General features: G+C 49.7%; 25 protein-coding genes. 20 read left to right on the forward strand and 5 right to left on the reverse strand.

The window, feature by feature from the left end; genetic code table 11:
* The first annotated feature begins 76 nt into the window (after positions 1-76).
* From FSU_RS14745 to FSU_RS14800, 12 genes are all read left to right on the forward strand, one after another.
* Positions 77-2608, forward strand: a complete 2532-nt coding sequence (locus FSU_RS14745; protein ID WP_014547145.1) for an ATP-dependent helicase — start codon at positions 77-79, stop codon at positions 2606-2608.
* A gap of 174 nt (positions 2609-2782) precedes the next feature.
* Positions 2783-3064, forward strand: a complete 282-nt coding sequence (gene gatC, locus FSU_RS14750; RefSeq protein WP_015732335.1) for an Asp-tRNA(Asn)/Glu-tRNA(Gln) amidotransferase subunit GatC — start codon at positions 2783-2785, stop codon at positions 3062-3064.
* A 58-nt stretch (positions 3065-3122) separates the two neighbouring features.
* Entirely contained in the window at positions 3123-3875 is a 753-nt protein-coding gene (locus tag FSU_RS14755) for a 3-deoxy-manno-octulosonate cytidylyltransferase (protein ID WP_014547147.1), read from the forward strand.
* Entirely contained in the window at positions 3862-4335 is a 474-nt protein-coding gene (locus FSU_RS14760; protein WP_244263663.1) for a ComEA family DNA-binding protein, read from the forward strand. Before FSU_RS14755 ends, FSU_RS14760 begins: the two co-directional genes overlap by 14 nt.
* A 32-nt stretch (positions 4336-4367) precedes the next feature.
* Positions 4368-5279 (forward strand): type IV pilus biogenesis protein PilM, encoded by a 912-nt coding sequence (locus FSU_RS14765; RefSeq protein WP_014547149.1) that lies wholly within the window; start codon positions 4368-4370, stop codon positions 5277-5279.
* The gene (locus FSU_RS14770) at positions 5276-6265 is read left to right on the forward strand and encodes a hypothetical protein (protein WP_014547150.1); all 990 of its coding nucleotides are present in this window, start codon (positions 5276-5278) and stop codon (positions 6263-6265) included. The genes FSU_RS14765 and FSU_RS14770 overlap by 4 nt, the downstream gene beginning before the upstream one ends.
* A 1-nt stretch (position 6266) precedes the next feature.
* Complete coding sequence (rsmD, locus tag FSU_RS14775; protein ID WP_014547151.1) at positions 6267-6809, forward strand: 16S rRNA (guanine(966)-N(2))-methyltransferase RsmD; 543 nt, start codon at positions 6267-6269, stop codon at positions 6807-6809.
* 19 nt (positions 6810-6828) lie between these two features.
* Complete coding sequence (coaD, locus tag FSU_RS14780; protein ID WP_015732337.1) at positions 6829-7410, forward strand: pantetheine-phosphate adenylyltransferase; 582 nt, start codon at positions 6829-6831, stop codon at positions 7408-7410.
* Positions 7397-8290: a rhomboid family intramembrane serine protease gene (locus FSU_RS14785; protein WP_014547153.1), complete on the forward strand. Its 894-nt coding sequence runs from the start codon at positions 7397-7399 to the stop codon at positions 8288-8290. Before coaD ends, FSU_RS14785 begins: the two co-directional genes overlap by 14 nt.
* On the forward strand, positions 8290-9249 hold the full coding sequence (locus FSU_RS14790; RefSeq protein WP_014547154.1) for an adenosine kinase: 960 nt from the start codon (positions 8290-8292) through the stop codon (positions 9247-9249). The genes FSU_RS14785 and FSU_RS14790 overlap by 1 nt, the downstream gene beginning before the upstream one ends.
* A gap of 10 nt (positions 9250-9259) precedes the next feature.
* A complete protein-coding gene (locus FSU_RS14795; RefSeq protein WP_014547155.1) occupies positions 9260-9721 on the forward strand; it encodes a hypothetical protein in 462 nt (153 codons plus the stop codon).
* A 35-nt stretch (positions 9722-9756) separates the two neighbouring features.
* Entirely contained in the window at positions 9757-11337 is a 1581-nt protein-coding gene (locus FSU_RS14800) for a choice-of-anchor I family protein (RefSeq protein ID WP_015732338.1), read from the forward strand.
* 86 nt (positions 11338-11423) lie between these two features.
* Here the strand turns inward: FSU_RS14800 and FSU_RS14805 are convergent, their stop codons facing one another.
* From FSU_RS14805 to FSU_RS14815, 3 genes are all read right to left on the reverse strand, one after another.
* A complete protein-coding gene (locus tag FSU_RS14805; protein ID WP_014547157.1) occupies positions 11424-12455 on the reverse strand; it encodes an ATP-dependent helicase C-terminal domain-containing protein in 1032 nt (343 codons plus the stop codon).
* Complete coding sequence (locus tag FSU_RS14810) at positions 12416-14050, reverse strand: helicase-related protein (RefSeq protein ID WP_014547158.1); 1635 nt, start codon at positions 14048-14050, stop codon at positions 12416-12418. The genes FSU_RS14805 and FSU_RS14810 overlap by 40 nt, the downstream gene beginning before the upstream one ends.
* A 120-nt stretch (positions 14051-14170) precedes the next feature.
* Entirely contained in the window at positions 14171-14635 is a 465-nt protein-coding gene (locus FSU_RS14815; RefSeq protein WP_015732339.1) for a hypothetical protein, read from the reverse strand.
* Positions 14636-14733: 98 nt separating this feature from the next.
* Here FSU_RS14815 and FSU_RS14820 point away from each other — a divergent pair, with 98 nt between their 5' ends.
* The 3 genes from FSU_RS14820 to FSU_RS14830 all read left to right on the forward strand — a co-directional run bounded on the left by FSU_RS14820 (position 14734) and on the right by FSU_RS14830 (position 17507).
* Positions 14734-16005 (forward strand): BamA/TamA family outer membrane protein, encoded by a 1272-nt coding sequence (locus FSU_RS14820; RefSeq protein ID WP_244263664.1) that lies wholly within the window; start codon positions 14734-14736, stop codon positions 16003-16005.
* Positions 16006-16124: 119 nt separating this feature from the next.
* Positions 16125-16715 carry an inorganic diphosphatase gene (locus FSU_RS14825; protein WP_014547160.1) on the forward strand — a complete coding sequence of 197 codons (591 nt, stop codon included), beginning with the start codon at positions 16125-16127 and terminating at the stop codon, positions 16713-16715.
* A gap of 312 nt (positions 16716-17027) precedes the next feature.
* Complete coding sequence (locus tag FSU_RS14830) at positions 17028-17507, forward strand: hypothetical protein (RefSeq protein WP_014547161.1); 480 nt, start codon at positions 17028-17030, stop codon at positions 17505-17507.
* 94 nt (positions 17508-17601) lie between these two features.
* On the opposite strand, the gene galE is transcribed toward FSU_RS14830, so the two are convergent.
* Positions 17602-18618 (reverse strand): UDP-glucose 4-epimerase GalE, encoded by a 1017-nt coding sequence (gene galE / locus FSU_RS14835; RefSeq protein ID WP_014547162.1) that lies wholly within the window; start codon positions 18616-18618, stop codon positions 17602-17604.
* A gap of 57 nt (positions 18619-18675) precedes the next feature.
* On the opposite strand from galE, the gene FSU_RS14840 reads away from it, so the two are divergent.
* From FSU_RS14840 to FSU_RS14860, 5 genes are read left to right on the forward strand one after another with little or no spacing between them, the layout of a single operon-like run.
* The gene (locus FSU_RS14840) at positions 18676-19839 is read left to right on the forward strand and encodes a mechanosensitive ion channel family protein (RefSeq protein WP_014547163.1); all 1164 of its coding nucleotides are present in this window, start codon (positions 18676-18678) and stop codon (positions 19837-19839) included.
* Positions 19840-19860: 21 nt separating this feature from the next.
* Positions 19861-20124, forward strand: a complete 264-nt coding sequence (locus FSU_RS14845; RefSeq protein WP_014547164.1) for a chorismate mutase — start codon at positions 19861-19863, stop codon at positions 20122-20124.
* Positions 20124-21314 (forward strand): prephenate dehydrogenase/arogenate dehydrogenase family protein, encoded by a 1191-nt coding sequence (locus FSU_RS14850; protein ID WP_014547165.1) that lies wholly within the window; start codon positions 20124-20126, stop codon positions 21312-21314. The genes FSU_RS14845 and FSU_RS14850 overlap by 1 nt, the downstream gene beginning before the upstream one ends.
* A 19-nt stretch (positions 21315-21333) precedes the next feature.
* Positions 21334-22701 (forward strand): 3-phosphoshikimate 1-carboxyvinyltransferase, encoded by a 1368-nt coding sequence (locus FSU_RS14855; RefSeq protein ID WP_014547166.1) that lies wholly within the window; start codon positions 21334-21336, stop codon positions 22699-22701.
* Positions 22702-22755: 54 nt separating this feature from the next.
* On the forward strand, positions 22756-23646 hold the full coding sequence (locus FSU_RS14860; RefSeq protein ID WP_144065928.1) for an NAD(+)/NADH kinase: 891 nt from the start codon (positions 22756-22758) through the stop codon (positions 23644-23646).
* Here FSU_RS14860 and FSU_RS14865 read toward each other — a convergent pair whose 3' ends face one another.
* Positions 23647-25365 (reverse strand): hypothetical protein, encoded by a 1719-nt coding sequence (locus FSU_RS14865; RefSeq protein WP_014547168.1) that lies wholly within the window; start codon positions 25363-25365, stop codon positions 23647-23649.
* Between the last annotated feature and the right edge of the window lie 42 nt (positions 25366-25407).

Raw genomic sequence — 25407 nt, forward strand, 5'->3', positions numbered from 1 at the left:
TATCTTTTTCATCCCCATTCACTCTGAGTGGGGATTTTTCTATATTGCACATCTGTATATCGACTAGGAGTGCTAGATGGACGATTTTGTAGAATGCAATGTTGTTGATGATAGTGTTTTAGATAAAGAGTTGAACCCGGAACAGGCCGCTGCCGCGAAGAAAATTAACGGCCCGATGCTGATTTTGGCCGGTGCAGGTTCTGGAAAGACGCGTTGCATTACTTACAAGATTGCTCACCTGGTTTCGTACCACAAGATTGATTCCAACCGCGTGCTGGCAGTGACTTTTACGAACAAGGCCGCTCGCGAAATGAAGGACCGTATCCAGAAGCTTTTGAATTGCCGTAAGCCGTTCACGTGGATGGGGACGTTCCACTCTGTTTGCCTTAAGTTATTGAAACTCTGCTTGGCGAAGGAATCTGTAATCAAGGCTCTTGGCGGCAAGTGGTTTGATGCAAACTTCTCCATTTACGATGATGATGACCAGAAGCGCATCCTCAAGGAAATCTTGAAGGACGATCTTGGCGACGATTATGACGTGAATGAATTGAAGAAGGTTCATAGCGCGATTTCCCGTTTCAAGAATACGGTCTTGTACAAGAACGACAAGGCGGTTTTGCAGACTCCGGATGTGGCTGCATTGAACGCTGAATTTGCCGACGAAGAACGCAAGGCGCGCTATTACGCTGCTTACCAGAAAAAGCTTGCGGAATCGAACGCGATGGACTTTGATGACTTGCTGTTCAATACGGTTCGCATGTTGCAGATGGTCCCGAATTTGGCAGAACAGCTGAGAGAACGTTTCCAATACGTTGTTGTGGACGAATATCAGGATACGAATGACGTCCAGTATGAACTTTTGAAGTTGCTCATCAACAGGGATACGAAAAACGTAACGGTGGTGGGCGATGACGACCAGAGTATTTACGGTTGGCGTGGCGCAAACATCAAGATTATCCGTAACTTCCACCGCGATTTTGCTCCGGTGACGATTGTCAAGCTCGAACGCAATTATCGCTCAACTGCAAACATTGTGAAGGGCGCAGGTTCCGTGATTGCGCATAACGTCCGCCCTGCCGAAATGCAGAAGAACGTGTTCTCCAAGGAAGAAGCGGGCGAGCTTATTCACGTGCGCTATTTTGAAGATGACCGTGCCGAAGCATCGAACATTGCAAAGACGGTGGCTCAGGCGGGTCCTGATTTTTATGCCAAGACGGCAATTTTCTACCGCACGAACGCGCAGTCCCGAGTGCTTGAAAAGGCGCTCAACGATTTGCGCATCCCGTCGGTGATTTTTGGCGGTACAAGATTCTGGGACCGCAAGGAAATCAAGGATGTGCTTGCCTACTTGCGTGTGCTCGCCAACGAGAAAGACGATGCCGCTTACTTGCGTGTGATTAACACTCCGCCGCGTGCCATCGGCAAGACGACAGTCGAAGGCGTGCTCGCCAAGGTGAAAGCGGGCGAGGGTTCGTTCTGGGACAATTTATTGGCCGAGGCGAACGGCACGGGGCGCGGCGCTCCGAAGCTTAAGGTTTTTACGGACCTTGTGACGAACTGGAAGAACATGATGACTTCTGGTGAGTATCCGCTCCCGATTCTTGCAGAACATATCATCAACGATACGGGCTATAAGGACTTCTTGCGCAAGGAAGACGAAGTCACGGCTGATGAACGCATTGCGAACTTGGACGAAATGATCAACGCTATCCGTGAATTTGACGAAGAACATCCGGGGGCTACTCTCGATGCGTTCTTGCAGGATATTTCGCTTTTGACGGATGGCGACAAGAAGGTCGATACATCAAAGGGCCTTGTGACGCTCATGACGATCCACATGGCAAAGGGCTTGGAATTCAATACGGTTCACCTGGCGGGCTGCGATGATGAAATCTTCCCGCTCGTGCGTGGAACTTCTATGCTCTCGATGGCAGAAATCAACGAGCAGATGGAAGAAGAACGCCGCCTGTTCTATGTGGGCTGCACCCGTGCTGAAAAGAAACTTTATCTGTACCATGCGGAACGCAGGTTCTTCCAGGGGAACATCCGTCCGTTTGCGCCGTCGCGCTTCCTCAAGGAATTGGATCCGTCCGTTGTCGACTTTACGCCGTGCTTGAATACACGTCCGTCTGTTCCTGATTTTGTCGGCAATACGCGCTCCAAGCCGTCTTACGGTTCGTACGGCTCGTCAAACTATGGCTCTCGTCCGTCCTATGGAAATTCGGGCTCGGGCAACTCTTATGGCAACCGCTCGTTTGGCGGCGCCTCCCACGGCAGTAGCTTTGGCGGATCTCGTAGCGGTTTTGGCGGGTCTTCGTTTGGCTCTCGTCCTGCGCCTGTGCCGGCGTCCATCAAGAAGAACGATAAGCACATTGTCTACCGCAATCCGGTGAAGGTTGTAAAGGCTCCTGCTCCGTCTGGTCCGACAATCGAGTACGATAATCCGTACCACGAGGGCGCCCGCGTTCGCCATTCCAGGTATGGAACGGGTGTGATTATGAAGGCTTACGGCAGTGGCGATAACGCCCGCGTCGATGTGCGCTTCGACCGCGAGAACATGAACCGCACCATCATCCTCAAATACGCTGCTTTGGAAGTGATTGGATAGCGGCTCTGCCGCTTGGGGTTGTGGGCTATGAGCTCGGAGCTAAAGCTCCTTTGAGGTCGCTTCGCTTTGAGAATATTGCTAAAGCCCATACCTCAAAGCACCCCTAGGGGTGCGACCCCATACCCCATTGCTACTAAAATATTCTATCTTGCATCCTGTAAAAAAGAGGTAATTATGCTTGAACGTGAAGAAGTTTTGAAGCTCGCGAAGTTGTCTCGCTTGAGCATTGCAGAAGAAGATATTCCGGCTATCAAGGGTCACTTGGATAAGATGCTCGACCATCTCGAAGCATTGAAGGCTTTGGACCTTTCTAACGTGGAACCGATGACCGCTGTCGAAAACGGCGCTACCATCCTCCGCGAAGACGTGCCGGTCCAGGGTTTTACGCTTGATCAGGCTTTTGCAAACGCTCCTGCTGTTGAAAACGATCACTTCGCCATCCCGAAGGTGATGTAGTCGGCGCACTTGCCCGACGCATTTGCCGAATTTCGCGCATTTCGTTACGCATTTCGCTTTGAACAAGGTCAGTTGCATCGTCCCGGCCCGCATGGGCTCGTCCAGATTCCCGGGGAAACCTCTCCTGAAGCTCAACGGCAAGGAGATGATTGTCCGTACTATGGAACGTGCGCTCCTTGCGGATTGCTTTGACCGCATTGTCTGTGCGACGGACAGTCCCGAAATCGAAGCTGTCGTTCAGGCGGCTGGCTTTGACTGCGTGATGACGGGGGAATGTGCAACTGGTTCCGACCGCGTGGCTGAAGCTGCTAAAAAGCTTGGTCTTGACCTGGTCGTGAATCTCCAGGGCGACGAGCCTCTCGTTGAACCTTCCGTGCTCCGCGATGTCGCGAAAGACCTCTCGGAACACCCCGACTGCTGGGTGACGGTCGCATGCCCGTTGAACCCTGCAGAAGCAGAACTCAAGACCGTCGTGAAAGTGCTCGTGCGCGACGGTGTGGCTGTAGACTTTACAAGGTCTGTGCCGCCTGCAGAAGCGAGCCGCTGGTTCCAGCACCAGGGCATTTACGCTTACTCCCGCGAAGCTCGCGATGAGTTTGCGTCGCTCCCGCAGAACAAGATTGAGCTGGAACGCTCGCTGGAGCAGATGCGAATCTTGGGGAAGCGCCCCATTCGCATTGTCCAGAGTGTGTATCCGAGCATTTCCGTGGACGTCCCGTCGGACGCTACCCACGTTGAGAATATTTTGCTAGATCATTTGCTAAATCCTTTGCTAGATGAACCTTTCAGAAAAGGCAATGAACGCATCTGAAAAAAGAATTCTCAAACTCGCAATCATCCTCTTTATCATTGGTTTAACCGTCCGCTACCTCCCGTGGGGGCTCCCGTCTATAGAAACATTCGAAGTCGGTGACGCTATAGTTGTCGCTAATGCGCCTCCGGGATTATCTTCTGATGCTTTTCCACTTGCAGATGCGAGTACGGTCCCGTCTGACGATACAAACAAAATAACACCCTTTGCGGATCCCGGCCCGAAATCAACCGAGCATCACCGTAAGGCGAAGAAAAAAGTCACGCTCCCGCTCCATATTAATACGGCGAGTGCCGACGACTTGTGCGCGCTAAAGGGGGTGGGGCCAAAGCTTGCCGAAAAGATTATTGAGCAAAGAACGGCGTCAGGACCGTTTAAAGGGCCTTCTGACCTCAAAAAAGTGCATGGAATTGGAAAGAAAAAGCTTGAAAACATGTTACAATCGATAATTTTTGATTAGTTTTAGGAAGAAAACTTTACATAAGTGTGTTTATGAGCGAATCGAAGTTATATCTAGGTGTAGAAGTTGGCGACCACTATATGAAGGTTGCCCTTGTGGACTCTTCTGAAAAGAAGGTGGTCAAGACGGCTGTGCTCCCGGTGGAGTGTAACCCCATTTACGATATTTTCCTTTTTGAAAGTACTCTCCAGCAGTGGGTGGACGAGAACCAGATCAAGGAAATCGAAGCGACTTCTGTCACCGTGCCTGCAAAGATGTCGATTATCCGCAAAGTTTACGTACCGCCTGAGGCAGTAGCCAACAAGGATCAGTATTTGAAATGGTACATGGAACTTTTCACCAACGCCGATGTGAGCGCCTATATCGTGGACTCCAAGACGTTGAGCGGTGACGATTCCTTTGGCTATAACGAACTTGTAATGGCCGTTCGAAAGGAATGGGTTGATGCCTTGCGCAAGGGTTTCCGTTCCCGTATGCTTGCTCCGAAATCGATGGAAGTCGATGTTCTTTCGCTCATGAACGTGATGGATGTTGGCGAGAAGGTCAAGGATGCCGTTTGCATCGTGAAGGCTGACTTTGACGGTGTGTCGATTGTCTGGATGCGTCGCGACGAGCTTTTGGCTTTGCGTGGCGTCTCGACTCTTTCGATGGTCGGTAAGACTGCCGATGCCGCTTACCCGATCCTTGCCGATGAAATTGTTGAACAGATGAAGCTGGTTGAAACGGAAAATGGCGTGAACGGCGTGACCGACGTTCGCCTTTGCGGTGAAATGGCATCGGAAGATTCCTTTGTCGATCTCCTCATGGGCAAGCTGGAAGGATATAACGTATCGCTGATCAAGTCGCTGTCTCAGCTTCCGTCTGACGAAAGTGTTGACCCTATTAACATGGTTTACTGCGTCGGTGCCGTTGGTGCCGCCTTGAACCCGATGGAGGGTGTATGATTCGCATGAACCTTATTGCGGTAGCTGAAAAGAATGCTACCATCGGTAATGCATCTCAGCATTTGCATGTGACGAATGTTGCGGATGTGGAACGCCGCTACAAGAGAAAGTATTTGACGGTTGCTGTGGCTGCCTTGTTTGTGTTTGTGGCCTTTAGCTGCTACATGAGCATCAAGGGTGTTCCGGCTGCGTTGGATGGCGTCTTCCCGGAATCTTACCTCAACTTGATTGGGGCGAAGAACCCTAATATGAACAAGACGACCCCTGCCGGTCCGACCGCCGAAGAGATTGCCAGACAGCAGGAAGCTGTGGCGAAGGCTCGTGCCGCCATGCCTGTAAGGGATATTGTGGCCGAAATCAATCCGCAGGTCCTGTTTAATAACAAACGAACGGGCTATGGCAGCTATTTGCCGCTCGAAAAGCTTTCGTACCAGAAGACTTCGCTCCCGCAGTTCCTTTCATTCCTCAATACCGCAGTTCCGGACGATATCGGTTTCTCGGAATGCGTGTACCAGGCTCCGAACTACTATTATTTGCGCGGTGTCGCGATGAAGGCTTCGTCGCAGCATACGCTTATAGATAGACTCAAGGCGGTGAGCAGACAGTTCCAGTCTCCGATTGCATCTGAAGCGGCAACTGAAGTGGCTGCATTTGGCCAGTTCAATGTTCCGCAGGTTCGCCTGGATGCTGTGCGCGGCTTTGTCCCTGCTAGCGAAATTCCTGCTGAAATCAAGGCGCTCAAGAATCTTTCTTCTACGAACAAGGTTCAGTTGAAGGGCTTGGAAAAGCCTGTTGTTGAAGACTTTGGCGTATTCAAGCGCTATGCATACAACGTATCTTCGACGGCTGACTTTGCCGATTTGCTGAATTTCTTGAACGCATTTGCCAATTCCCCGATCCGCATGGGTGTACCGAAAGCTGAACTCAAGTACGCCAAGAAGTTCTTGATTACGAACATGCGTATCGAAATGTTTGTTCTCCGCTAGTATGCCGATTCGTATTACAGGCGGTTTGTTGCGGGGGCGCAACATCGAGTCCCCGGATACCATGAAAACACGTCCGACAGCTTCCCGCACGAGGGAAGCTCTCTTTAACATTTTGCAGGGCGTCGATGGATTCCGCGTGCTGGACCTTTTTGCCGGAAGCGGCATTATGGGGCTTGAGGCGTTGAGCCGTGGGGCAGCAAGTGTGACTGCCGTAGAGCTTGCGCGTCCGCAGGCGAGGATGATTGAACGCTCGTACAAGTCGGTCAACATGGATTCCAAACTCAAACTCTTGGAAACGAACGTTTTGACCTTGAAAAAGGAAATTGTCTGTGCCGATGGCGGTTTTGACCTGATTTATGCGGATCCGCCGTTCAAGGACATGGATTACCCGGATTTGCGACCGTTTGTGGAGTGGCTGAACCCTGGTGGCGTGGCTGTTTTTGAGGCTCCGAGCCGCAAATTGCCCGAATGGGCCAAGGGTGATGATTTTCAGGGGCAAGTTCGCCGCTATGGCGAGTCGTCGCTGATTATTTTCAGGGCGTGATTTTTGTAAATTATACCACATGGTGTGGAATTCTAAAGCACAGAAGAAATCGATAGTGGAGGATGGCTGCAGACGCCGTGTGGCGGTTTTTGCGGGTTCCTTCGATCCGTTTACAGTTGGTCACCTTGACCTTGTAAAACGTGCCGCAATGATGTTCGATTCCCTGTTTGTCGTTGTCGCCCAGAACGCAAGCAAGAAAAACTTGTTTGATGCCGAAACTCGTGCCGCAATGGTGGAGGAGGCTGTCTCTGAAATCCCGAATGTATCGGTTGCTGTACACGGTGGCTTGACTGTTGATTTCATGAAGACGGTCGGGGCGCATTATCTGGTGCGCGGAATCCGCAATTCTTCTGACTTGGATGCAGAACAGGCGGTTGCCTGGAACAACAAGGTCATTTACGGGAATGGCGATGTCGAGACTGTGCTTTTGCTCAGTGCGCAGGAGCATCTCGTGGTGAGCAGTACGCTCGTTCGTGAACTCCTCAAGTGTGGCGCCGCAAAGAGTGCGTCCGAACAGAAGTCGCTAATTTCTAAATATGTGCCGAAGAACATGGTCTCCATGCTTTTAAAAGAGTTTAGGAAAAATTATGAAGCCATTTAAATATTTGCCCAAGGCCTTGCAGACGCTCTTGCTTGCGAATGCAGTCGTTTTTATTATCGCTTTTCTTGGGCGTGGACTTGAAGTGGACCTGGGGGCCGGTTATGGGAGCCTCACGGATTACATCAACTACTACGGCGCCTTTATGCCGAGAGTTCCGCTGGAACTTTGGCGCTATGTGACGTACATGTTCATCCATTTTGACTTTATGCATTTCTTCTTCAACATGCTGATGCTCTGGATGTTCGGTTCCGAAGTAGCGGAATGGATGGGATCGCGTCATTTTGTCTCGATGTACTTTTTCTGCGGAATCTTTGCCGCGCTGTTCAGCTTTTTCATGTGCATCCTCGGGCTCACGAACAATCCGATTATCGGTGCGTCGGGCGCCTTGATGGGTGTCTTTGTCGCCTACTACAAGTTCTTCCCGGATCGTGTCATCCTCATGTTCTTTGTGATTCCGATGCGAATCAAGAATGCCATGTGGGTGATGATTGCGCTTGATATCCTCTTTGCAAATTCGGGTGACATGATTGCGCACTTTGCCCACTTGGGCGGTGTGGTCGCTGGGTTCCTTTACATGGCGATTTACCAGAACGGACCGAAGGTGCTTTACCACTCTCCGCTTTCGGCTATTTTCCGCCTGTTTTCGGGCAATCCTGAAAAGTATAATCGAGACCGTAGTTCGGGTTCGCGCTCAAGTTCGCGCCGTTCTGATGAACCGGAAATTCTCGAAGGTGAAGTGTTCTACGTAGATGAACAGAAACGCATGGACGAAATCCTCAAGAAGGTGGAACGCGAAGGCCTCCAGTCCTTGAGTGAATCGGAACGTGATTTTTTATTGAAAGCGGGTGACAAGTTGCGTCGCCGTCGCGGAGGATTCTAATGAAGAAAGTTCTTGGTATGGGCGCTGCCCTTGTCGATATTTTGGCTAACGTGAGTGATGAATGGATTGCTGCTCAAGGTGTACAGAAGGGTGGCATGAACATGGTCGACTGGCCGCAGATGGAAAAGTTCCTGAAGGCTCTCGATAATCCGATTCGCGTGCCGGGCGGCTCAACTTGCAATACCATGGTGGGTCTTTCTCGCTTGCATGGCAAGGCTGCCTTCATCAGCAAGATTGGCGATGACGAACTCGGCAAGCTTTTCCAGGAACACTTGAAGAATAACGGCGTGGAATCGAAGCTCGGAATGAGTGATGTCGCTACGGGTTGCGTGTTCTCTGCTGTGACTCCGGACGCCCAGCGTTCCATGTGGACTTATTTGGGTGCATCTGACTTCCTCGGTTCGGACGATTTTACGCAGGCTCTCTATGACGATGTGGGCCTCCTCTATGCCGAAGGCTATCGTGCTTTCAATGGCGAATGCTTCAAGAAGGCTTTTACGCTCGCTCGCAGCCTCGGTGTCGAAACCGCTCTCGACTTTAGCTCGTTCGGTGTGGTCGAAGCTTGCCGCAAGCTGTTCGATGAACTCTTTGAAGAAAAGATGATTGATATTATCATCGCTAACGAAGATGAAGCTTTTGCATACGCTGGTGTCAAGGAAGAAGCCGCTCTTGAAGTCTTGGCCAAGAAGGCCAAGGTTGCGGTCGTGAAGATTGGCAAGCGCGGTGCCTTGATTGCTAAGGACGGTTTGGTGACTCGCGTGTCTGCTGGTGCTGCAAAGGCTATCGATACGACGGGTGCAGGTGACCTCTGGGCATCGGGATTCCTCTACGGTTACATGAACGGCTGGGATATGGAACGCTCGGGCAAGCTCGGTAGCATCGTCTCGAACGAAGTGGTCCAGGTGATGGGCGCCCAGATTCCGGAAGAAGGCTGGCAGCGTATTTACGCTCAGATGTAATTGAGGAAATATGGTTTCTGTTGTTCGTTCTTTTGTGAAAAGTTGGGCTTTGGGCGCGATGCTCGTGCTTGCTTTGGCCGGAGCTGTAAATGCGGCTGGACCGAAAACGGCAGGAAGTGCGGCTGAAAATGATGCTGAAAAGGCGGAACTTGTTGCAGAAATTGCCGTGCGCGATAGCGTGATGGCGATTCATGACAGCGTCTGCACAGTTGAAAAACAGTCGCTCCGTTCGGACCTTGAACTCGAACGGGCCAAGTGCGAAAACTGGGAACAGAGCTACAACACACTCAAGAAGAACAACGAAACTTGCGCCAAGGCTTTGAGTGTTGCTGTCCAGGCCAATCAGGAACAGGCTGAGGCCGCTAAGGAAAAAGCCGAAAAGGATGATAAGAGTGATGTCGTGATGCAGTCGGCCTCTATGGCGGCTAGCTTTGGGCTTGGCATGCTTATCATGTGGCTGATTCTTGATTAAATTTTAAGTCGCGGCCGTGCCGCATGGGAGTTGAAATGAAAAGAACCGCTTTTATCATGAGCCTGCTTATGTGTGCGGGCTTTTCGTTTGCTAAAAAATCGGATGTGCCGACGGGACCGTTCCATTTGCGGTCAACGCTCAAGCAAATCGCATCAATTCCAATGACTACGGCTGAAATTTCGGCGTACATGCCCGAAAAGAAGGTGCTGTTCGTCGTGGGCGGCGAGAATGTCCTTGAAGTTGTTGACATGGCTGACCCCGCAAAACCGAAAAAGGTGAGCGAAGTCAAGTTGCCGGGCGGCGCCTCTAGCGTGACGGTCTTTGGTGACCTTGTGGCGGTGAGCCTCTTGAACAATCCCGAATGGAAAATGGGACATGTGCAGGTGATGCGCTACAACAAGAAACTTGAAGTTCTTGGAAAGCATGAACTTTGCTACATGCCCGACATGATTACGTTTACTCCGGATGGAAAGAATTTGCTCGTGGCCTGCGAAGGCTCTCCGGATGAAACTTTCACGGAAGACCCGGAAGGCGGCATTGGTGTTTTGTCGGTTGCGGGCGCAAATACGTTGGCGAGTGCGGCTGACTTTGTAAGGGCTTGGAGAAAGCCGCAGAAGACGCTTGTCGGATTTGGCGAACTGGATTCGCTAGCGTTGATGGCGAAGGGTGTCCGTAAGACTGGCGTGAAGAGTTTTGTGCAGTCCCTTGAACCGGAATATATTACTGTATCTAAGGATTCCAAGACGGCTTGGGTGAGCTTGCAAGAAAACAATGCGTTAGTCAAGTTTGATGTCGAGGCGAAGAAAATTTTGGACGTGTATCCGCTTGGGTATGTAGACCATTCCAAGCCGGGTTTTGGTCTGGACATCAAGAAAAACAAGAAAATTGAAATCAAGAATTATCCGCTGCGTGGTTTGCGCCAACCGGATGGAATTTCGGCTTTCAGCGCAGGTGGGAAGACTTTTGTGCTTACGGCGAACGAAGGTTCTCCGGTTAACGATTACAAGGCTTGGACGGATGTGACGACTCCGATGATGCTTTCGCAGAATGGCGTCTTGGATACGAGCGTGTTTACGGCTGAAGTGCTTGAAGATGTAAAGAATATTTCTGTGAGCAACTTGGAACGCTGCAATGTGGCGCCTGACAAGACTGAAAATGGCAAGTGTCCTTACATGTATAGCTTTGGAACGCGCTCCATTAGCATTTTCGATGGCGAAACAGGACACTTGATGTGGGATTCCGGTGATGCTTTTGAACAAGCGATGGCCCTGATGGCGCCTGATTACTTTAACTGGAATTCCAAGAAGGGTAAAGCCAAGATGGATGCCCGCAGTGAAGACAAGGGTTGCGAACCGGAAAACGTAACGACTGGTATTGTGGGCGATAAGCGCTATGCTTTTGTTGGGTTGGAACGCACGAGTGGCGTTGCCGTGTTTGATATTACTGATGTTGAAAACGGGAACACCCCGAAATTGGAAGATTTCTATTTAGACCCGAAAGATCGCGGTCCCGAAGGCATTTTGTTTATCTCTGCTGAAAATAGCCCGAATGGCGAACCGCTTTTAGTTGTTGGCTACGAGTACAGCAAAACGCTCGCGGTTTACGCCGTAAAATAGAACTTAGCCCGCTTCGCTCTTAGAACTTAGAATATTGCTATCTCACTAAGTTCTGCCAACTAAGTTCTGCCAACTCGCATCTTGTTTTACATTACTTTCTCAGGCCACGGGTGCTTGGGGTATCTTCCTCGTAATTCTTTGCGGACTTCGGCGTAGGTGTTTTGCCAGAAGCTTGTGAGATCCCATGTTTTTTGAATCGTGCGGAAGTTCGGTGCTAGAATGTCGTAACGCACTTTGAGCTTGCCGTCTGCGATTTTGTGTTCGCCGCGGAGCTGCATAAAGTCTTCGATGCGTGCGGAAATCTCGACGAGAACGCCGTCTGCACTTTGTACGATTTTGCCGCTGCTCTGTTCATCGGCGGTGGCGACTTCTTGATAGCTGTAGCGGGCGCGCTTGCCATTGGGGAGTACGTAATGATCGGGGAACGTCTTTTGCAGCCAGGCTAACATGGACTTGCCGAAGTAATCTTCGACAATGTTGCGGTAGCGGTCTTCGTTGATGTCGCGCAATAGGAATATGCCGTCCGTAAGTTCATTTAGAATAAGCTCCATGTCTTCGTCATTGAATTCGGGGAGCCCATATTCCGGGTAAAGCCTTGCGGCAAGGCGCATCTTGATGAGGAGCGTCTGGATGTTCTCGGTGAGGTAACGACCGGTCCAGTTTTCTTTTTCGAGCTTGTCGCGCCAAGCTTCGGCGGTAAGCTCTTTGAGTTTTTCGAGGACTTTGGGCGATGCTTCTTGCGGGAGAATTTCTTTGCGGCTTGTTTCGCGGATGTCGCCGTTGGGGCTTTCGCTTTCGTGAATCTCGATGCCGATAAAGCGTTCTTGACCGCTACGCCATAACAGTTCATAGCGAATGTTTTCGCTTTCGCCGCCAAGCAATTCTTTGGGCACTGGAGCGTAAAGGCTTACGCGCAGTTCGGATTTGCTGCCTCCACCCGTGCGGAGCATGGAGAGTGCGAGCAATGCGTAAGGCGGCTCTGATACTTGCAAACGGATCGTGTTGCCGTTGCTCAACTTGTAAACGTTACCGCTTGGGGTGGCGAGTGCATCTGGGAATGCAGCGAGAAGGCTTTGGGCTATGGCGCGTGTGTCGGGCTCGCCTTTTGCGATAGGCATACCTCTTCTCTCGTCACTCGTCTCTCGTCTAAATTGTCTCTGTAATCGCGGAGCTGCTTTAGCGTGAACGAGACTTCTCGCGGAATATTGATGGCTTTAGAAAGTGTATCACTTGCAAGCGTGAGCAAATTGAGCGTGTTTTTAGATTTCTGTACAAACTCTGTGCCGGAATGGATCCAAGCCATGGCGGCGAGGAGCAAGTCGGGGAGGGCTGCGGCGCTCGTTGCTTTTGCTAAAATCAATGCGAGTGGAATGTTTGAAATTGGCGTTTGAATGGCGCGCTTGCCAAGTTCCGTGATGTGGCCATCTTGCAACATGCCGAAGTTATTGAGCATCGCATTGGCGACTCTTTCGCGCGCTTCTGGAATCGCCGTCGGCAGTTTTATTTGGGATTGCTTCGCAATGACGTCATCATCAATTGTCACCCTGGAGCCGTTAGGCGATAGGGCCCATGAATCTTCGAGCGCTGCTTTTTGCAATAGAAATTCCGAGGGCTCAATTTGCAGAACTTCTGGCACGATACCTTGTGGCATGTGCTTCTCGGCATCTTCTGTCCAGAGGCGGATGGCACAACCGTTCTGTGTACGACCGCTACGGCCACTGCGCTGGATGGCGTTTTGCAACGAAATCGGGAGCGTGCGGAGAACGTTCACTTTTTCACTATCATCATATTCACTGACGCGCTCGATGCCGCTATCGACAACGCCTGTGACGTTGGGGACTGTGATAGACGTTTCTGCAATGTTGGTCGTAAAGATGACGCGCGGGCGTTCTGTTTCTTCGAAAATGCGGTCTTGCGTTTCTCGGTCTTGGCCGCCGTAGAGTTCAAGGAACTCGGCGACGTTGTCGCCCAGAGCTTCGCTCGCGGCGGTGTGGCATTTGGCAATTTCTGCTTTACCCGGCAAGAATACGAGCGTTGTTTGCCAAACGTTGTTGCGGTACAAAGTGCGCAATGCACGGACAACTTCGCTTTCGATTCCCTGACCTGCGCTGATGTTTGTGCCTGCGGCAGGTTTTTGGTGAAGAATTTGTACGGGATAAAGCGGATGTCCGAGTTCTAGACATTTGACGCCGAGCGCTTGTCCCATTTCTTCGCGGTTGAGCTTCGCGCTCATGACGGCGATTCTCGGCGCTTTGATACATTCATTACCTGATGCGCGGTTTGCGGCTTGCAATTTGAGCAAGTACGCAAAGAGCAAGTCCATGTCGGCTTTGCGTTCGTGGTATTCATCGAAGATGACCCATTCCGCGTTCATCTTGCCGTGCAGAAGCTCCTGCAAAAAGTTACCGTACGTTTGGAACAAGATTCTCGTAGCGCTAGATTTGCAACTGTCTTGACGGAACTGGTAACCGATGGTCTTGCCGCATGGCTCGTTGTGGAGCTTTGCTGAGTACTGCGCGAGGGCGAGTGCTGCAATGCGTCTCGGCTGTAACACGACAATGCGACCGCTAAAGTGGTTGCTCAAGAACCACGGGATGTACAAAGACTTACCGCTACCGGTGGGCGCTTCGACGAGTAGGTTGTTCGTCTTGTTGACGGCGTCTACGAGCTTTTGTTCTTCTTCGGCAATGGCTAAATCTTTGTACGTGCGCATTGTAGATGTTCTCTTTAGGTTTCTTTAAACAACAGACCCCGGCGCATTGACCGGGGTGTATAAATTAGATCTTTCGCTTCTCTCGTCTCTAGTCTGTGAGCGAAGCGGTCTTTCGTCTCGTTAAGCCTTCGGGTATCTCAGCTTTTCGCCAGTTGTTGCATCAACGTAAGGCGGTTTGCCTTCGCGGAACTTCTGGTTGATGACCAAGTTCTGGAGTCTTCTGCGGATGCCTGCTTCAGTCTTGCAGAAGAAGAACACGACCTTGTTTGTACCCGGAACCTGGAACACAGCGAGTTTGAACTTCTGTGAAACAGCGCGACGGAAAAACTTGATATCTTCTTTCTTCGGGATGACCTGATCGCTACCCGGCTTGATTTCGCAAATCATGTCGGCATCGGCAAGCAAAGCCTTGGACTTCTGCTGGAGAGCGAGGAAGTTCGGTTCGGTGCTTTTGCGGATGTTTTCCATGTTGAACGGGCTTCTGGCCTTCAGGCCTTTGAGCGCACCACGGATAACAAAAAATAAAGCGACGACCACAACTAGAATAATCAGGTAGGGCCAGTTGTTTGCTAAAAAGTCTAACATAATCACCTCAATTTGGTGCCTCAAATATAGCAATTTTTGTGAGATTCGCCAAAACCGCCTGCGGATGCCTTTTGTATCTTTGATTCGTGAAATTTTTTGTGAAGACTTTTTTGTTGGCGGGAGTCGTTTCCGCTTTTGTATCTGCAAACGCTGCAGAGTCGGATTCGCTGCGTGTCGATTCCGACCTGTGCAGCGATGGTGCAAAAATCGAATCGATTGAGTTTGAAGGCCTGGAACATACTAAGCCTCGTGTGGTGTGGCGCGAACTTACGCACAAGGTTGGGGGCTCTTTTTCGCAGAAGACTTTTGAATCGGAGAAGCTTCGCCTCCAAGACTTGGACCTCTTTACGGATATTTACGTTTCTTGTAAAAATGGAAACGTCGTTTATAATTTCAAAGAAATCTTCCGTTGGATTCCATCGCCGGATAGCAAGACAACTGACCGCGATGGTCTTATGCTTGGGCTTGCGCTTGCGAACCTGAACGTGCTTGGCGAAGACATTCGTGCCGAAGTGCACTACCGCACGGCTATTGATCCGTTTTTTGAAAATAACGAGTATGCCTTTTACGCGAGTTCGCCATATTTGTTTGGCATCCCGCTTGGCTGGAATATTGATTTTACGCGAACCGATAGCTGGGACGACCTTCGTGAATTCAAGGACGCAAGTTGGTTGTTGAGTTTGGACTTGAATTGGAAATTTGTTCCGCATTATTCGCTTTTAGGAAAGTTGACTTATCGCTATCTTGAAAAAGGACCTGGCGTGCTACCGGAATTTGGGCTTGGCTTTGCTGTGGACTACCGCGATAGCGAACTTGATACGCGTAAGGGAATTTATTTTGAAAGTGATGTGACGCATGTGGGCGTTGGCGGAAAGCGTGGCGAAAATTTTGTTGAATTCTTGGAAGATGCTCGCGCTTACTATTCGATCGGTCGTTTTGTTACGGGGGCAACAGCGCTTGTTCGTTTGCGCCCGGGCGATGTAAAACGCTATGATTATTTCTATCATGGCGGTACGAACTCTTTCCGTGGTCTTAACAGTCCGGATGCGGAGCATTTGGGCGTTCATGAAATGCTCTTGAATCTGGAAGAGCGTTTTGTGCTATTGGAACGCCGTTCGGCATCGCTGTGGGGAATTAACTTCTTTTACGGAATCCAGCTGGTGGCAGGTTTTGATGCAAGCGTGCTTTGGGACAAGGGGGCTCCTGGTTGGAAAAATTACGAAGGGGCTGTCTATGGTGGTTTGCATATCGTGATCCCTGCGCTTGACCGAATCCGTTTTGAAGTTGGCTACAGCCCCGATACGGGAAAACCGAAGTTTAGTTGGGGTATCTTGGGCAAGACGACAACGCAGCGCTGGCGGAGTAGGTAATTCGGTTTTGAATATACTTTGGTAAAAAAAGACTTTACAATTTCCGAATAAATACTAAATTAGGGATTATATTTGTAATAAAAAGATAATGAGGCTCAATGTGGGCCGACGGAGAATAAATGGCAATAAACTACTTGGATCTTCCAATTGGACGCAAGTATCCTTACGAAGTGGACTGCGTCGTGGAAATCGGCAAAGACACGAACTTGAAGTATGAATATGACGAACGCTTGCATGTGTTCCGTCTTGACCGTTGTCTTTTGAGCTCTATGAGCTACCCTTGCACGTATGGTTTTATCCCGAGCACCAAGGCAGACGATGGTGATGCTTTGGATATGCTCATTTACAGCCCGGCATCTATGATTACGGGTACGGTTTGCACGTGCCGCGTGATTGGCGCACTTGACATGACCGATGGTGGCAAGAAGGACTACAAGGTTTTGGGCGTGCCGGTGTTTAACCCGCGTCCGTTCTGCGACATTACTGACGTGGACCAGATGTTCCTCCGCATTACGAAGAACTTCTTCCAGAACTACAAGGAACTGGAAGGCAAGGACGTACAAATTGGTGAATGGAAGGATGCCGCTTTTGCCCGTGAAAAGGTGATTGCCGCTCACAAAGCCTACTTTCAGAACCAAGTCCAAGTGCCGGAATCCTGCTATCAGGAACCCGAACACGACGAAAAGATAACTGCCGAAGAATTAATCTAAAGGCGAGTGCTGCGACCGTGCTTGCACGGGCATTGCCGAGCCGCTGATTAAAGAACCGCGAAGCGGTACGTTGATATAAGCCGAGCGTCGCGGGAGACCGCTTGCGGGCTCACATGACCGAGGCGCAATATCTAGAAAAACAACGAAGTTGTTTTTTATTTATCTAAAGTCTTGGAATTTGCTCGTTATAAAATTTATCTATGGTCCTGCCTGCTTGGCGGGACCATTAATTTTTTTATCAAAACGTTTGTTTTGTTACAAAATATTTAATATATTATTTTTGTTGTAACAATTAAAGTATAAAGAGGTCTTATGAATAAGCTTATGCTTACTTGCGCGATGTCGCTCATGCTGCTCAGCACGTCTGCTATGGCATTGACGATTAACGTTGAACCAAAGAAGGAAGAACACTCTCGCGTAGCTCCTCCTCCGCCACCTCCTCCGGCTCCGTCGATCACTTGCAAGTTTGCAGAACCGAAGTGCGACCGTCATGACAGAATTCATGCAGAACGCTACAGCAACGATCAGAAAATGTATAGCCGTGGTGAATGCTATCGTGGTGACAAGGAACGCAAGTTTGACTTCTACTGCGACAATGGTGACGTCTGGATGCAGATTGATTACCGCCGTGACCGTGCTGACCGCATCAATTGTATGGATCCGAAGCGTGGTAAGTATTTCGCCGCTCGTAGCATTAACGAATGCGAAGACCTTTATCGTAACTACAAGCGCCATGAACAGCCTCGCAAGAAGCACTATGAACGTGATGGTCTTCGTGGCCACCGCGAATAAAAACGCAAGTAAAAGATTTAGTGAGCCTTTGCTCGCTTGCTGAATAAAAAAAAGCCTCTCGCTTAAAGCGGGAGGCTAAATTTTTTTTTGTTGTTTAGCCCTTGTAACCCTTGGGGTTGTTCTTTTGCCAGTTCCAAGCGTCGCGGCACATTTCTTCGATGCCGTACTGGGCCTTCCAACCGAGTTCGTCGAATGCCTTTTGCGGATTGCAGTAGCAAGTGGCGATGTCGCCTGCGCGACGCGGCTTGATGCTGTACGGAATCTTGACGTTGTTGACTTTTTCGAATGCTTTTACGACATCGAGCACGGAGTAGCCGTGACCTGTACCCAAGTTATAAATGGCGAGGCCGCACTTGCGTTCGATAGCCTTAAGGGCGCTCACGTGGCCAGAGGCAAGGTCGCAGACGTGGATGTAGTCACGGACGCCGGTACCATCCGGGGTGTCGTAGTCATTGCCGAACACGCCGAGTTCCTTGCGGAGTCCGACTGCGGTCTGCGTGATGTAAGACATTAAGTTGTTTGGAATGCCGTTCGGGTCTTCGCCGATACGTCCGCTCGGATGTGCGCCAATCGGGTTGAAGTACCGGAGCAAAACGATATTCCATTCTGGGTCGGCCTTTTGCACGTCGCGGAGGACTTCTTCGAGCATGGACTTCGTCTGTCCGTAGGGGTTGGTGCATTGGCCCTTGGGGCAAGCTTCTGTAATAGGAATTTGTGCCGGGTTGCCGTAAACGGTTGCCGAAGAACTGAAAATGAGATTCTTGCAGCCGTGATTACGCATGGCGTGGAGCAACACGAAAGTGGCGTTCATGTTGTTTTCGTAGTATTCAAGTGGCTTCGCGACGGATTCACCGACAGCCTTGAGCCCTGCAAAGTGGATGCAGGCGTCAAACTTGTTTTCGCTGAAAATCTTGTCCATGGCGGCAGCGTCACGGACGTCTGCCTTGACGAACGGAATGGGGGAGCCGACAAGCTCTGCTACGCGGCGGAGCGATTCATCGCTTGAGTTTACGAGGTTATCGACGACGACAACGGAATGACCCGCTTTGTAGAGTTCGATGATGGTGTGGCTTCCGATATAACCTGCGCCACCCATAACAGCTATTTTCATGATTGCTCCAATGATAAAAGTTCGGTGCATAATATACGAAATTTTTAGATTGTAGGCATGAACGATTACTATCAATTTGCAATACTTTCTGCTGTCGTTGTGGCTGTTTATGCCTTTTTGTATTTCGTAGTGCATCCGCTTGCGAAATGGATTGCCATAAAGACTCCGAACAAGTTTGATGACTTGCTTGTGAAAAAGAAAGTGATTTCGCGTGCGCTCTTTTTTGTGCCGGTAATAATTCTGGTGCAGTCGTTCCCGTATGTGCTCGCGAAGGGCCATTGGCTTTATGAATTTTGTGAACATATCGGAAATATTTTGTTCACGGTAGCGGCGTTCTTGCTCGCGAGTGCGGTGCTCGATGTCATTGAAAGCTTGAATGAACGCAATGTGAAAATGAAGTTGCGCCCGATGCGTGGCATTTTCCAGGCGATTAAACTTGCGATGTTCTGCGTGGCGACCATCCTTGTGGCGTCGCAGATTGTGAATAAAAGCCCGGTGATTATTTTGTCGACACTTGGCGCCATGGCAACTGTCCTGTTGTTGGTTTTCAGGGACTCGATTCTTGGCTTGGTCTCTGGAATCCAGATAAACTTGTCGGACCTCTTGCGTAAGGGCGACTGGATTGAAATTGAACGCCACCATGCTGATGGCTCGGTCATTGACATTACGCTTACGTCTGTGAAAGTGCGTAACTGGGACAATACGGTTTCGGTAATTCCGGCGTATGACCTGATTACGAATTCGTTCCGCAACTGGCGTGGTATGCAGGAATCGGGCGGTCGCCGCATCAAGCGTTCGCTTTTCATTGACCAGCAGAGCATCCGCTTTTTGACGCCTGAGGAAATTGAAAAGTTCATGAAGATTGATGTGCTGCGCCCGTACTTGGAACAAAAGTTAAGTGAAATCGGTGAAGGTTCGGGTGTGTCGGAAAATGTCACTGTGACAAAGCTGAATGGCCGCCATTTGACAAACATCGGAACGTTCAGGGCTTATTGCACGGCGTATCTCCGCAGCCGTAAGACGATTGCTCAAGATATGACGCTCATGACGCGCCAGCTTGCGCCAACGCCGACCGGGCTCCCGCTTGAAATCTATGCGTTTGCCAATACGGTGGAATGGATTGAATACGAAAATATCCAGTCTGATATTTTTGATTTTCTGATTGCATCGCTCCCGGAATTTGGGCTTTCGCTGTACCAGTACGCAAACCGCGTGCCGTAATTTTTTTCTACATTCGTCAATATGGATATTAATGAATGGCGCATTCGCATTGACGAACTTAATGATGAACTGATGTCGCTTCTCAACAAGAGGGCTACATACGCTGCTGAAATTGGGAAAATCAAGAAACAGAAAGGTTTGCCCGTTTTTGATGAAGGTCGCGAACAGTCTGTCTTGAATTTGGTTGCTGAAAAGGCCGCAAAGGCCGGTGGCCCGCTTTCTCCGGAATCGTTCCAGAATATTTTCCGTGTCATCATGGAAGAAACTCGCAAGGTGGAAGAATAATGGTTGCCCGCATTACTATGGTGGGGTTTGGCCTCTTGGCAAGCTCGATTGCTGCTGCCATCAAACAGGCTAAGCTCCCGACGAAGATTCGTGCCGTGAGTTCACCTGCAACGCTCAAACGTGCTCGTGAACTTGAACTTGCCGATGAATTTTTTGAATACGACGAGACTGAAAAGTGGGCGAAGGATAGCGACCTGATTTTGCTCTGTGCGCCGATCCTCCACATTTTAAAGATGATTGATGCGCTCGGTAAAGTTTCGTGGGCAGGTGCAAATGCCGCTGCTGACCGAGAAATTTTGGTGAGCGATATCGGTTCGACAAAGGTTGAAATTTGCAAGGCGGGCGTTCGCTTGCCCTCGCCGTTCCGCTTTGTCGGTAGCCATCCGATGGCGGGTTCCGAAAAGCGTACTTGCGAGTACAACGATCCTGCGATTTTTGAAAATGCGTACTGGTTTGTCTGTCCGCCGGATGGAACGCCTGAATCTGTTTATGCCCCGCTTCTGGAAATTATCCGCTTTGTGGGTGCAAATCCTGTCGTGTTCCCGCCGGAACATCACGACCGCACGATGGCATGGGTGAGTCACATGCCGCAGATGCTGAGCTCGACGCTTGCCGGGAACTTGCCGGAACGCTTGCTCAAGCACAACTACCAGCATTTTGCAGGCCGCGCTTTCCGCGACATGACGCGTATTGCCGCCTCGGGCTGGGGAATGTGGCACGATATCGCCGTGACGAATCGCGACGAGACAACTCGTGCGCTTTGCGAAGTCCGCGATGGCCTCGACAAGACGATTGCGGCGATGAACGGACTCAACGTCGTGAAGGACGGTAAGCCTGCTTCGGGTGATTTTGAAAATGACGAGCATAGCGTGATTGCCGATAATTCGCAGGCGCTTGCCGATATTTTCAAGGCGGGTAACGATGGCCGTGCGAGCTTGTTTGCTCCGGGTCGCAATAATACCAACTCGTTCTACGAAATTACGGTCCAGCTCAAGGATAAGCCGGGCGCTCTGTTGAGCGTGATGCAGCCGCTTGCTGAAGAAGGCATCAACATTCGCGACATAGAACTCATGAAGGTCCGCGAAAATGTGGCGGGTACGCTTTTGCTTGCGTTCAAGACTCAAGAAGAAGCGGCGCGTGCCGTGAAGACGCTTCAATATTTGGAATACGAAGTTAAAGAAAGACGTTAATTTGCTTAAGGAATAGACGATGGAATTCTTGATGAATCCCGACCGTGAACGGATGAATTTGACGTTGGTGATGGCGCTTTTGGTGAATGGCCGCACCGTGTTGGAAAATTTTGCGTGGGCAAGTGGTAGTGAAAAGTATGCCGAGGCGCTGAAAGATTTTGGTCTCACTTATGAATTGCAAGGGCATCAGCTTGTCTTGAATGGCAAGGGGTTCCAGTACTCTATTCCGACCATGCTTCCGTTCAAGTTCAACGAAGCTGATAACGTGATGCTTTGGACGCTCGCAAGCAAGGACGATGAACAGCTTTACACGTTTGCCGCTGAAGTCGATGATGCGGGAATTGCCCGCGTGAATACGGCGAAAGAAACGCTCCAGAAGTATTTCAAGATCAAGGTGCAAAAAGATGAACCGGCAAAATTTGTCTTTAACTTTTTGCGCGACGAACTAAACGTCAAGAAGGATTCTCTCGGAAACGTCTCGTCTGTGATGCGCAACAGGCTTTTGCTCCGTGCGCTTATCCGCAATGACTATTTGAATTTTGAAGAAAAGTCTACGGTGCATGACCAGTGGACGAAAATGCTCATTTACTTTGGTGCGGCTGTGAAATATGAAGGCCGTGGCATGGAACAGTTGAGCGAATTTGAACGCCGCTTGATGATTGCTCAGGGCAAGAAGATTGAACGTACGCAGTTCACGGAACTTTCGGAAACGAAGGTGATTACTGCGCGTGAATACTATGTGCCGGGTGATACGACGGAAGCGACTGCATTTGCGGTACTCGCGACTGTCGGGAACATGCCGAAGGACAACGTCATCAAGCTTTTGAACGTGGACTTGAACAGCAGTCGTGCGGGTGCGCTCACATGCCTCAAGCGCATGGGTGCAAACGTTGAAACGGTGAGCCGTCGTGAAAAGTATGGTGACGTTTTTGGCGATGTTGAAATCAAACCGCTCGCTTCTGGAAAGCGTTTGCAGGGTCGCCGCTTTAGCGAAGACGTGATTGCGACGGCGCTTGAAGAATACCCGCTGTTGGCTGTGGCGGCTTGCTACGGCGAAGGCGAAACGATTTTGCGCGTGCCCAAGGAAGTCCGCAAGGAAATGCGCCCCAAGAATGAATTTCTGGCGGTGAACTTGCGCAAGACGGGGGCCGAAGTTGGCGTGTACGACGATGGCCTTGTGATTCGCGGCCTTGAAACGATTGTGAACGGTAGCGATTTTGACGGTGGCGATTCGGCGCAGATGGGGCTTGCCTTGAGCGTGTTGTCGCTTGCGCTCCAGAACGATGAACCTGTTGAAAATATGGACAAGGTTGAAGCGATGTTCCCGGGTGTTGTCGACAAGCTCAAGAATGTGCTTGTGGCAGAAAACGCTGAGAAGAAGGAATAGGTGGTTAGGCTGACGCCGGGAACAAACGCAACGGTGAAATCGCGAAACTTGAGGATGGTTATGGAAAAGTCTTTCAGCAGCATTGGAATTGTCGGGTTCAAGGATAAGAGTGCCGATTTGGCATGTGCCTTGAAGCAGATTACTTCTTGGGCGCTTGAACACCCGCAGGTGAAATTTTACGCGCTCGATTCCCTCAAGGAACTCGTGAAAAAGCCGATTCGCGTGGTGAAAGAATCCGCGTTGCAGAAGACGGATTTGCTGCTTGCGATTGGCGGTGATGGCACTGTGCTGACGGCTGCGCATATGGCGCTTGGTCATAACATCCCGATTCTCGGCGTGAATGCCGGACGCGTGGGATTCTTGGCGGAATCGCGTGTGGAAGGCTTGACCAAGACGCTCGATAGCTTGCTTGCGGGCGACTTCTCGACTCGCGAACGCATGATGATCGAGGCTGCTGTTTACCATGGCAGAAAGTGCATTGCAAAGCAGACTGTTCTGAATGAAGTCCATGTGCGCGCACACGCTCCGGAACGCATGGTGAACGTGAACGTGGCTTATAACGATACTTGCCTGACGGAATACTGGGCGGATTCAATTCTCGTTTCGACGCCGACGGGCTCGACTGCATACAACCTTGCTGCTGGTGGCCCGATTATCCATCCTTCGACGCCTGCGGTGGTGCTCACGCCTGTGGCGCCGAGCAGCCTCTCGGTGCGTCCGCTTGTGCTTTCGCTTACGGATAAAAAGTTGCGAATGGCTTCGGCGGTGAATTGCTCGCTCGATCTTGTTTTTGACGGGCGCATCACGCTTGAGATGAAACCGGATGAATATGTGATGTTGTCTGAAAGTAAGCTTGTGACGACGTTTATTCGTATGCGTCACACGGGCTTTGTGGGCGCTCTTCGTGAAAAACTTGGTTGGACGGGTAAACCGCGATCTGCTTAATTATTTGCACGTTCCTAGTTTCCCGACTGAATAGAACGCGAATAACCCATTGGTATTGGGAGCGCCGCTGAAGACAAAATTGATGTCATGGACAGTGCTTGAGCTTAATGGATGACTGAATGAGTCCCAAGACAAGTCAATTGTTGCTCTTGAAAACGACTTTGGAATTGTTGCCGTAGGATTGTTTGTTGAAATTAAGCTTCCATAAGGCGCTAATTCAACAGAAAAATCATGGTCAGATTCGTATACCAGACAAAGTCCATTCCAATCTGAAATGTTGATATTTTGGGTTGATTGTTTGTCTAAGTCAAAACCTACTTTTACATAGGGCTTCTCGATTCCGCTATTCAACGTGTAACTTCCAACAAGTTCTCCGTAATTTACGATGACGGGTTCCAGTGATGTTGCATTGTAAATGTTGCCTATTGGGACCGGCCAATTTAAGGTTGAGGATCCTCCTTCTTTTTCGTCCGTTTGAAAATGCCAATATCCGACATTTTCTGTTCCGTATTCTATGTAAAGTTCATCACTTCCGTCTGGGGCGCACCACATTTCACTACAGTGATACGGTATGAATGGGTCCTTGAGTTCATCTGCAACTGTTCTTAGACGAATTAAATTGAATTTTCCTTTAGTTGAATCTTGCTGCTCGATTATGAATTTGACTACACTTTGGGAGGCTTCGTCTCCCGATATGGCGGTGTTATCCCAACGGCGCTGTTTGAATGAAGACCAATTGAAGCAGCGTTCTTCTGGAATTGTAGATGGTGTTGGTCCGAGTAAAGCCTGTGGCAGGTTGTTTTTTAATTCGGTATTTTTTGTATTGCCTAGGTCTAGTGTTATTTTGATTCCAATTTCAGATGTGTAAGTAATGCAAATTCCTCGCCAATCCTTTAAGTCATGAGTGGCTTGCTCGGATTCTTTGAAGTAAAAACCCGATTCGTCATTGTCCTTGTAAATTATTTTGTCGTAGTTGCTTGAACTTTCGGTATCTATATTGGGGTTGTGACACCATAGGTTGGTACTATTGCAAGAGACAAATGAGGGTGACGATGATGCTGGTAATGAAGTGTTATATACGGGTTTCAATATATATATTGAGCAGTAGTTTGCTGCGGGATCGTAGGGGATAGAATTGCAAAGGCTTTTATAAAGCGTGGTTGTTGTATTGTCACAAGTGACATCGACAATCCCGTCAAGATGGTCGTTCAAGGAACAGTTGTTGCCTTTGTTTGGGAGTTCGGTGAGTTTTGTACCGTCTTTGTTGAATAGATGCCCCAAGATTACGTCATTGCAGGATACGTTGTAGAACGTTTCTAGAGTGTCTAGTTTTACAGTGCAGGATGAGGAAATGTCGCTGTTTTTGGGAATGTTTGTTATGGAAGTGTCCTTGCTTGTCGTTGAATCTTTTGCGATGGTGGAATCTTTTGTTACGGGAGTAATATTTGTGGTGGATGTGTCTTTAGCAAAGGTTGAATCTTTCGCAATAGTACTATCCTTTGCTATGGTAGTATCTTTTGTTTGCGTACTATCCTTAGACGATGTAATAGAGCTTGTTTCGTTATATGATGAACTCGAAATGTCTTTTTGAGTGTTTACTGAATCTGATTCTGTGCTTGTAATGCCTGTAGGAAATGTACTAGATTCGTTATCGCTACAAGAAACGAAATAAAACAATGATAAAGCCGATAGGGTTATAAAATATTTATTCAGATACATATATCCTCCCAAGAGAGAATATAGGAATAAAATAAAGACTAA

Source organism: Fibrobacter succinogenes subsp. succinogenes S85 (assembly GCF_000146505.1).
Lineage (GTDB): Bacteria > Fibrobacterota > Fibrobacteria > Fibrobacterales > Fibrobacteraceae > Fibrobacter > Fibrobacter succinogenes.